The organism is Anabaena sp. AL93 (genome assembly GCF_001672085.1).
GTDB lineage: Bacteria > Cyanobacteriota > Cyanobacteriia > Cyanobacteriales > Nostocaceae > Dolichospermum > Dolichospermum heterosporum.
Window position 1 is genome coordinate 59,419 of sequence record NZ_LJOU01000015.1, and the last position, 9,833, is coordinate 69,251.

The 9,833-nt window shown below is 41.2% G+C and carries 9 protein-coding genes and 1 tRNA gene; 3 read left to right on the plus strand and 7 right to left on the minus strand.

Annotation, left to right across the window (positions count from 1 at the left end; all coding sequences use genetic code 11):
* Positions 1-403: 403 nt before the first annotated feature.
* From AN486_RS05835 to AN486_RS05865, 7 genes are all read right to left on the minus strand, one after another.
* Positions 404-480 (minus strand) — tRNA-Met (locus tag AN486_RS05835).
* A gap of 60 nt (positions 481-540) precedes the next feature.
* Complete coding sequence (locus AN486_RS05840) at positions 541-1,494, minus strand: asparaginase (RefSeq protein ID WP_027404074.1); 954 nt, start codon at positions 1,492-1,494, stop codon at positions 541-543.
* Between the two features lie 254 nt (positions 1,495-1,748).
* Positions 1,749-2,249: a CGLD27 family protein gene (locus AN486_RS05845; RefSeq protein WP_168635328.1), complete on the minus strand. Its 501-nt coding sequence runs from the start codon at positions 2,247-2,249 to the stop codon at positions 1,749-1,751.
* A gap of 5 nt (positions 2,250-2,254) precedes the next feature.
* Positions 2,255-2,692 carry a ribosome silencing factor gene (gene rsfS / locus AN486_RS05850; protein WP_027404076.1) on the minus strand — a complete coding sequence of 146 codons (438 nt, stop codon included), beginning with the start codon at positions 2,690-2,692 and terminating at the stop codon, positions 2,255-2,257.
* 337 nt (positions 2,693-3,029) lie between these two features.
* A complete protein-coding gene (locus tag AN486_RS05855) occupies positions 3,030-4,079 on the minus strand; it encodes a sugar transferase (protein ID WP_053539955.1) in 1,050 nt (349 codons plus the stop codon).
* Positions 4,080-4,796: 717 nt separating this feature from the next.
* Positions 4,797-5,438 (minus strand): DUF3318 domain-containing protein, encoded by a 642-nt coding sequence (locus AN486_RS05860; RefSeq protein ID WP_039200635.1) that lies wholly within the window; start codon positions 5,436-5,438, stop codon positions 4,797-4,799.
* 78 nt (positions 5,439-5,516) lie between these two features.
* On the minus strand, positions 5,517-6,074 hold the full coding sequence (locus AN486_RS05865; protein WP_290599593.1) for a hypothetical protein: 558 nt from the start codon (positions 6,072-6,074) through the stop codon (positions 5,517-5,519).
* A gap of 263 nt (positions 6,075-6,337) precedes the next feature.
* Between AN486_RS05865 and glpX the strand changes: the two genes are divergently transcribed.
* The 3 genes from glpX to AN486_RS05880 form a co-directional block, all read left to right on the plus strand.
* Complete coding sequence (gene glpX / locus AN486_RS05870) at positions 6,338-7,375, plus strand: class II fructose-bisphosphatase (RefSeq protein WP_027404080.1); 1,038 nt, start codon at positions 6,338-6,340, stop codon at positions 7,373-7,375.
* Positions 7,376-7,766: 391 nt separating this feature from the next.
* Entirely contained in the window at positions 7,767-9,053 is a 1,287-nt protein-coding gene (locus AN486_RS05875; RefSeq protein ID WP_053539956.1) for a glutamyl-tRNA reductase, read from the plus strand.
* 473 nt (positions 9,054-9,526) lie between these two features.
* Positions 9,527-9,833 (plus strand): recombinase family protein (locus AN486_RS05880; protein ID WP_290599589.1); only part of this gene is annotated, 307 nt, incomplete at its 3' end.

Here is a 9,833-nt window from a genome sequence, read left to right on the forward strand (position 1 = left end):
AGATTTGGAAAATTGAGGATATCCAGACAGTTAAAACTGTTCCCTGTTCCCTGCCCTCACAGACAACTTTTTCAGCAAACCCTATATAAAATCACGACAAAATTAGATTTGTAGGGGTAGAGCAAGAGCTTCATTAGTGTCAACTTAAGCTCAAATCCCTACCACATCTCGTTCCTAGTCTCTGACTAGGAATGCAGTTGATGAGGCTCTGCCTCTAATATCATTGAAGGCAGAGCCTTCTAGTTCTAGAATTCATTCCCAGTCAGAGACTGGGAATGAGACGAGTTGAGTTCTTTGCGGGATAGATGTCCTAAGTCAGCTACATCTTCAAGGGTTTTCGGCGTTTCCCTTATAAAACAAATCCCTGCAACCTTGGAAGATTACAGGGATTCGTTTTTCAATTTGGTGGCGGGAAGTGGATTTGAACCACTGACCTTCGGGTTATGAGCCCGACGAGCTACCAGGCTGCTCTATCCCGCGTCGCTTGTGTCGCTTTTCTCTCGACTCCTTTAATATAGCGCGAAGTCAAAAGTTTGTCAACTACAAAAGCGATAATTCTCCAATTACTTCCAAACGCTTGTATTTCCCCAGGTTCATAAATTTCTCAGACAGACTTTGGGCAACGCTGGGAGTAATCCAACCCATTTGTTGGAGGATGTGAATAGCTACGGCATATTTGGCGCGTTTTGAGCCATCCATAACTTTAATAGCTAATCCCATGCCTTCACCAAGTCTGCCTATACACTGTACTCCTTCTGCCCCAGACTTACTAACCAGTTCACCAGGAGTGAGACGCATTAATTCTGTATCAAATTCCCCTTCACCTGCTATCATTGTGGGGTGATGGTTCATGGCGCGGACAATGCGTTCCATGTCTACGCTATTGCTGGAAGATAAAACAGCATATAGTGATGCCATTTGACTGAGTTGCATGAGATAGGTAGGTGCGCCGCAGTCATCATGGGCGGTGAGAAATTCTTCCGCTGGCATTCGCAACAATTCGGCTATTTTAGTAATAATTAACTGTTGGACTGGGTGTTTACGATCCAAATAGTTAGTTAATGGCCAATGGCGTTGCTGACAAACAGCTAACATTCCCGCGTGTTTACCAGAGCAGTTATATTCTAGAGAGCTACGCTTGTCTTTAGGGATTGGGCAGTGCAGGGAGTTGATGTCAATATCTGCCCGCCACAGAATGTTAAATACCTGTCTCACCTGTTCCATGCTGCCTTTGTGGGAACTGGTGATGATTGCTAAGTCTCGATCGCTCAAACCATAGCGTTCCATTGTGCCTGTGCTGGTGACAGCCAGGGCTTGAAATGGTTTGAGGGCAGAACGGACAAATGCGGCGGTTTCAGCGTTACCAGCAACGGAAAGTACCCGTCCCCGGTCATCACTAACTACAGCCTGGACTATATGCCGAGATTCGATAATACCTTCACGCAGCAACCGGACTTCCAGTGCTGCGGCTTGAGTTCGTTTTCCCATTGTCATGGGTTTATATCTATTTTGTGAATTGTCAGTTGTCAGTTGTCGGTTGTCGGTTGTCAGTTGTCAGTTGTTTTACCAATGACTAAGTAGTGAGACAGAATTAATTACACAATGTCATTGCGTTAGCGCTCCGTGGCGTTAGCCATATGGAACGAAGTGAAATGAAGCAATTGCCAGGGTTGTGATTGCTTCCCTTCGCTCGCAATGACTGTAAATATTTTTGTCCAATTACTTAATGACCAATGACTAATAAGTATTTACAAGAAATGCCAAACTATAGTACCAATAAGATACATTAGAGCCAAGGCGGCAAGGGTAATTTGCAAGCGTTGGAAAATGGGTTTGATTTCGTAGGTAACAATTAGGCGATCGCGGCTCATGACTTCTTGGGGTTTTGTCCAGGTTTGTCCGTCGTACCAACCAGATTCTTCATAAAATACGGTGGGACTGTAAAGGCGATCGCGCACATAGAACCAACCTAAATATAACCGTACCAATACTAGCACTACAGTTACACTAGCAGCACCAGATCCACAAAGAAGAAAATTAAAAATCTGCTTTTGGGGAGGAAAGCTGGCTGCTGCCACAGGTCCGGCTATTAACCAAGACCAAGCCCAAATCCAAAACATTTTTTTGGTGTAGTTACCCCAACTTAGGGTGCTATCTCGAAATAGCCAAGCATTTTTTAGCTCTTCGTACTCATTCAGCGGTTGTTGTTCCGTAGGAACTGGGCAATTCGCCAGGGAGGATCGCATCATATTGGTTAACCCCCAACATTATCGGAGTTTGGTAGTGGAATACGTTCCGCGTGTCCCCAGAACGCTTCTAAATTATAAAACTCCCGTTCCCTTGGCATCATGATATGGACGATAACATCACCATAATCTTGGAGTACCCAAGTTCCCTCGGCTTTTCCTTCGGTTCTGAGGGGTCGTCGTTGCCAGTCAATTTCTACTTGTCCGGCAATTGCGTCAGCGATCGCTCTTACTTGTACTTTAGAGTAACCAGTCATCATCACAAAGTAATCGGACAGGTAAGAAATTTCTGCCACATCAAGCAGGACGATTTCTACAGCCTTGCGGTCTAAAGCCGCCTCAGCAATGGTTAAAGCTAAATTTTTGCTTGTAGCTTCTGTGTCAGTTTTAGGTTTGCTCACAGCGTTTTTTGTCAATGGGAAATTCCCTCTTAAAGATTCAGTCATTAAACCTCATGTATGTTTTCATGGAAGCAAATACTTATTCAACTTGCTTACAAATATCTGAACTGCAATTGTATGAATAGGTTTTCTCTAAATAGTAACATATTCTACAGTTGATTACTTCCTGAACAAGGGGAACGGGGAAGGCGGAAAAAAAGAGACAAATTAGCTGCAAAGCCATATTTTTCTGGATTGGTGGCAACACTGCCCCTTGGAAGCGGCTGAGTTTTCCTGTTCTCTGTTGCTTCCTGTTCCCTTTCATAAAAATAAGCCCAAGCCGATTGATGACTTGGGTAAATTACATAGATAAATTTGTAAATTTAGTTTAGGAGTAGATAATCTAAACAGCCCCACTGTTTTTATTAAACAAAATGGCAATGGTTTTGAAAATTAACTTTAAATCGTAAACTAAAGTCCAATTTTGCTGATACTGTAAATCTAAACGAATCACATCTTCAAAACTCCGCACTTTAGAGCGACCGTTAACTTGCCATTCACCAGTCATGCCCGGTTTAACGTCCAAACGTTGCCATTCTGGGACTTCGTAGCGTTCTACTTCATCAGGTGTAGGTGGTCGAGTCCCGACTAAACTCATTTCCCCTTTGAGAACATTCCAAAATTGAGGTAGTTCATCGAGACTGGTACGGCGTAAAAATTTACCTACTTTAGTAATTCGGGGATCATTGTCGTTTTTAAAGAAAGCACCTTCGGCTTGGTTTTTGATTTGGGATTTTCTGGCTTCGGCATCTACACACATAGAGCGAAATTTCCAAATTGCAAACCGCTTACCCATCCAGCCACAACGGGTTTGCTGAAATAAAATCGGACCGGGATCATCAATTTGAATGGCGATCGCTATGGGAATAAATAAAACAGATGTAATTACTAATCCCACCAATGATCCTACAATATCAATAGCCCGTTTCATCCAAGATGCTACGGAGTGATGAGTTTGGGGAAGTGGATCTACTTTGCGATAATTATTTTTTCCGGCATCTGTTAAATTATCTGTTGCTATTAATGTGAGATTGTAAAGAGACTCAATGGGAAACACCTGATCTAGTCCCGTCAGATTTAAAACGGCCATGACTTGGGGTGTCACATGACGCAATGTGACTTGAATTCCCTTTTCTTGAGAATTTTTAAAGTTACTGACTAAAGAACCTAAACCACTACTGTCCATAAAAGTAGTATTTTGAAAATCAATGAAAATTTGTCCAGGTGGTACATCCGCTTGAATTAAGTTTTGGCAAGTTTGTTTAAAATTGACAGCTTCAAGTACAGTTAACCTCACTGGAACTTGCAAGATTGCTGCATCTTCTAAATAAGTCACTGAAAAATCTACTGATATGGGTTGGCTACTCATAAAACTCTGGACTTTAGTTGCCATATATAATCTAATTTTCTCAACGTTATTTTGCTTTAGAAAAACAATTAACCTTACCTTTAATCTGTCTGATGAAGCACAAGTTGGTAGATTTTTAAAGATTAGAAAAATATCACCAATAAAGCTTCACAATAACAGCAATTTATAAAGTTTTTGCTGTTGTGAATATGTCGGATCTATTTAAACTCCGTAGGTATGTATTTAGAATTTCCCCAAAGGGAAAAGAAATCGGATGTGATACAATCAAGAGCATGAAAACCCTGTGTCTAGAGATTTTTGATTTCCTCAATGTATTTTACAAAAAGTCCATATCGCTATATAACTTGTCTCTAACACTAAATTAGAGGTATTTGTAAAAATAATTGTCTTCCAAAGTACAGTTGTTAAAAAGTTAGAATGGGCAGTTTTATTAGTTGCGAAGGTGAATGATGGGATTCCGGTATTTTTGTAATCTGTGACTTTCTAAATTATAAAATATTGCAGCGATTAGATTATTTAAAAATTTTTGATGAGCGAAATAAGAAAGTTTGATAAAGTTTTAATATGGCGTGAAGAAGTCAGGAACATAAATCTATATCCTTGTGGGGTGGGCAACACCCAACCCACTGGTACCGCAGAGCGGAAGTCAAAAGTCAAAAGTCAAAACGAGTACGAGATAGGCTTTTGGGTGATTGAGAATGGTTGGTTTATTTACGCCGTTGTCTACTAGCTATGAAGATTTTACAGACCAGAATCCTCATTCCTCGATTTAGTTTTAGCTTTGTTGGCGCTCCGTTTGAGAGCAGAAAGTCTGGCTTCATATCGAGAACGCTGACGTTTACTAGGAGTGTTTTCCACCAAAGTTTTTAAGGCACTACCAAGACTTTTATAGGCGTTAGGTAAACTATAACCAAAGCGGGTTGCTAGAGCGATCGCTTTTTCGTCCGCATCCAGCAATTCTTTAACTTGTTTACCACCATTATTTTTTTGATATAATCGCCAACCGGACACGCCACAGAGCGCCATAGCTAATACTAGCAATAATCCATCTTGTACCCACAACTCACCTACAGCACCACCCAAACCAATAGCTAGTGCTGCCATTTCCCAACCATCTTTGGGAATTGTGTCATTTTGAATGCGAGCAACTTCGTGCCAAAACAGCAAATTGCGCTGATCCATTGCGAGAGCATCCCACTTTACCAAGTCAATTTGAATTTCTACTTGGTCTTTGCCAATTTCTTCACAACGAATCAGGGATGGATTAACCTCTATTGTGCCTTCAACTGTTACCCAACTTTGCAATTCTGGGGGTAACAAGCTTTTTAACCGCCGGAGTTCACTCATTTCTGCTTTAGCAGAGGAGGTTGCATAGGATGTCATAAAAATCCCGCCTTACAAAATTTCAGTATATGATCAGGTTATCACTTTGCAGTCTAGCGATTTCAGTAGTTATTCGCCTTAATCATCGGCAAAACTACCGCGTTTTTTCCGCGCTTCCATAGCTTTTTCTAGGAGTTCTAATAATCCAGGAGCTTGTTCTTGAATACTCAACAATAATCTTTCTCCTAAGTCTAGATTGCCCGGATCTTCTCCTGTTTCCATTACCTCTTGCAAACGCGGTAGGGCAATGGTATCCACAATTTGGATTAATCCGCTCAGACAACGGTTAAATTGTCTCTCGGTGAGCATGGAGTCTTCCAGGGGAAATTCGATGATAGCGCGGATTTCACCATCGGATGGATCATATTCCCATTGCAGCATTTTGGTTTCCCAGGAAATAGCCAGCATCGTCTGGAGGATAGCATCTTTATGGGGATGGTCTTTTACTTCCGCTAAAACGTGGGGTGCAAACAGCCGAAAAAATTTTCCTTCCTCGTCCAGTTGGACAACTATCAGAAAATCTTCGATATTTTCCGCTTCAACACCTGTAATAATCCGGTCTTCTTTTTCATCAATACGGTAGTCCCAACCAAGATTATCTAGATACTTGGCTATTTGTTTGAGATTTGCTGCCATAAAAGCCTCGTAAGGAACAGTACAAGAGGCTGTCACCAAATCTATTTTAACTCGCTAGGCGCATTTACTCAATTATTGCTGTAATTTCTGCCCCAACTGCATTAATACATTTGTATTGATACTGTCGGAGTTGCCTTAGATGCAAAACTTAACATAGTTGCTATTCCAGACTTTTTTCTAATATGTATCCGCACTTTGGTAAACTTAAAAACTGAAATAGCTAAGAAAACGACGCTAAGAAAAGTAATTTAAAGGGGATACTCGTGGAAAATACACTTGGGTTAGAGATTATAGAAGTAGTTGAGCAAGCGGCGATCGCTTCTTCTAAGTGGATGGGTAAGGGCGAAAAGAACATTGCTGACCAAGTAGCAGTGGAAGCGATGCGTGAACGGATGAACAAAATCCATATGCGTGGTCGCATCGTTATCGGTGAAGGTGAACGGGACGAAGCTCCTATGCTTTACATTGGCGAAGAAGTTGGTATTTGCACCAGACCTGATGCGGCAAATTTCTGTAATGTTAATGAGCTTGTAGAAATTGATATTGCTGTTGACCCTTGCGAAGGTACTAACCTAGTTGCTTATGGTCAAAATGGCTCAATGGCAGTTTTGGCAATTTCTGAAAAGGGCGGTTTATTTGCTGCTCCTGACTTCTACATGAAGAAACTCGCAGCACCAGCAGCCGCTAGAGGTCATGTTGATATCAATAAGTCTGCTACAGAAAACCTGAAAATTCTTTCTGAGTGCTTAAACCGGGCTGTGGAAGAATTGGTAGTAGTAGTGATGGATCGTCCCCGTCACAAAGAACTCATTCAAGAAATCCGCACCGCTGGCGCAAGAGTTAGACTGATTAGTGATGGTGACGTTTCTGCTGCTATCTGTTGCGCTTTCTCTGGTACTAATATTCATGCTTTGATGGGTATTGGTGCTGCACCCGAAGGTGTAATTTCTGCTGCGGCTTTACGCTGCTTGGGTGGACACTTCCAAGGACAATTAATCTATGATCCAGAAGTTGTCCAAACTGGCTTAATTGGTGAAAGCAGAGAAGGTAATCTAGCCCGTTTAAATGAAATGGGTATTACTGACGGAGACAGAGTTTATAACGCTAATGAATTAGCTTCTGGTGAAACAGTGCTATTTGCTGGTTGCGGTATTACTCCTGGAACTTTGATGGATGGTGTGCGCTTCTTCCACGGTGGTGCTAGAACCCAAAGCTTGGTTATTTCTAGTCAATCCAAAACCGCTCGGTTTGTGGATACAGTTCACTTGTGGGACGAACCTAAGAATATCCAACTGCGTTAGTAATTAAGTCAGTAGTCAGTGGTCATTAGTCCCTTGTTATTAGTGGTCTGTCAAAGTAAATTTGACCGAAAAATCTGAGATTTTGGATTTTAGATTTTGGATTGGGAATTTTCGGTACAGGTTACCCGCCCCTCCAGGGCGGAATTAATCAAAAATACTCGCTGCGTACGCTTCCCTAACACCAATCTAAAATCCTCAATGTCCACACTTGTTTGGTGGAGTTAATCCAAAATCTGTTGACAGGTTGTGAAAATCTAAAAACTTTGTGTTTTATAGTTTTTGGTCAATTTATATCCGTCAATCAGTTATTGATAGTCTACTAACAACTGACAACTGACAACTGACAACTGACAACGAACAACTGACACCTAACCAATTATCTATTTAAGAAATGAATATTGCAGTGGTGGGGTTAAGCCATAAAACGGCCCCAGTCGAAGTTAGAGAAAAATTAAGTATTCCTGAACCTCAAATCGAAAGAGCGATCGCCCAACTTCTCAGTTATCCTCATGTTGATGAAGTTGCTATTCTCAGCACTTGTAACCGCTTAGAAATTTATATTGTTAGTCAGGAAACTACCCAGGGTATTCATGAAGTGACTCAGTTCCTTTCAGAACATAGCAAGCTGCCGATTATGTCTTTACGGCATCATCTATTTATGTTGCTCCATGTTGATGCTGTCACCCATATTTTACGGGTTGCCGGTGGTTTGGATAGTCTGGTTTTGGGTGAAGGTCAAATTCTCGCTCAAGTTAAAAATACCCACAAACTGGGACAACAATTTAATGGCATCAAAACCATTTTAAATCGCTTATTTAAACAAGCTTTAACGGCGGGTAAACGGGTTCGCACCGAAACCAGTATTGGGACTGGTGCAGTTTCTATCAGTTCGGCTGCTGTGGAATTGGCACAGATGAAAGTAGAAAATTTATCTACAAATCGTGTGTCTATTCTCGGCGCTGGGAAAATGTCCCGGTTACTTGTACAACACCTAATTTCTAAAGGTGCAACTCAAATTAGTATTGTTAATCGTTCCCGCAGCAGGGCTGAAGAGTTGGCGAAGTTGTTCCCAGCACAACCTATTCAAATCCATCTCCTGCCAGAAATGATGTCAGTTATTGCCGCTAGTGACATGGTATTTACTAGCACGTCTTCAACTGAACCCATTTTAGATCGGGTGAAGTTAGAAACAGTGTTAGAACCCAGTCAAAAATTGATGATATTTGATATTTCTGTCCCCCGGAATGTGGATGCAGATGTCAATGATTTGGGCAATGTCAAGGCTTTTAATGTTGATGATTTGAAAGCAGTTGTGGCGCAAAATTATGAAAGCCGCCGCCAAATGGCACAGGAAGCTGAGAAGATTTTAGATGAAGAAGTTGAAGCTTTTGATATTTGGTGGCGGAGTTTAGAAACTGTATCTACTATTAGTTCTTTACGCAATAAAATAGAAACTATCCGCGAACAGGAATTAGAAAAGGCTTTATCTCGTTTGGGTTCAGAATTTGGCGAAAAGCATCAAGAGGTAATTGAGGCTTTGACAAGAGGAATAGTCAATAAGATTTTGCATGATCCGATGGTGCAATTACGCGCCCAGCAAGATGTGGAAGCTAGAAGACGATGTATGCAAACTCTGCAAATGTTATTTAATTTGGACGCTGAGGAACAGTTTAGCTGAAATTATCAAGAAACAGGGAAATGTTATGCCATTCCTGGGATTGTTCCCTGTTTTACTGGGGTTTTGCGTTAGCTTTTTGGGTCGCTGTTGTGCTTTTTTTCTCTTTTTATTTTAATTCTTTTAACCCTCTTACTGATCTACTTAATATTTATTAATAGGCGTTGCTGATTAAGGGTATGAATTTTAGTCTCACGTAAAGGCGCAAAGACGCACTGAGGTAAGAGTTTTAAAGATTCAATTTGGGAATTTCATACCTCGATTCAGCAACGCCTATTAATAAAATTGCTCAAACAACAATGAGAGAATCTGACCTATTCTTCCCAGCCATACTCTCTAATCTCAAAATAACGTAGTATACTGGGGTTAATCGTATTTAACCGAAAGATGAAATACCTAACCCCAGAACAAGTTTACAAACAATTTGGCTATCACCCTAAGACGACGGCAGAATGGGCTGACTTAGGGAAAATAGAATGTATTTCCCTGGGGGACACCGGAGATATCCAGAGTCAGCCTTTATCAAAACAGTTCCAACGGATAAAGAGCGGGTTCTTTACGCCCGTGTCAGCACAAAAACCCAGTTGTTAGACCTTGACACACAAATAGAATTTTTAGGCAAAACTTACCCAGGATGTCGAGTCGTCAAGGATGTTGCTAGTGGCATGAACTGGAAGCGGAAAAACTTTCTTAAATTAATGACTCAAGTTGCCCAGAATCAAATCTCTGAAATTGTCGTGGGACATAAGGACAGGTTATGCAGATTTGGTTTTGAGTTCGTTG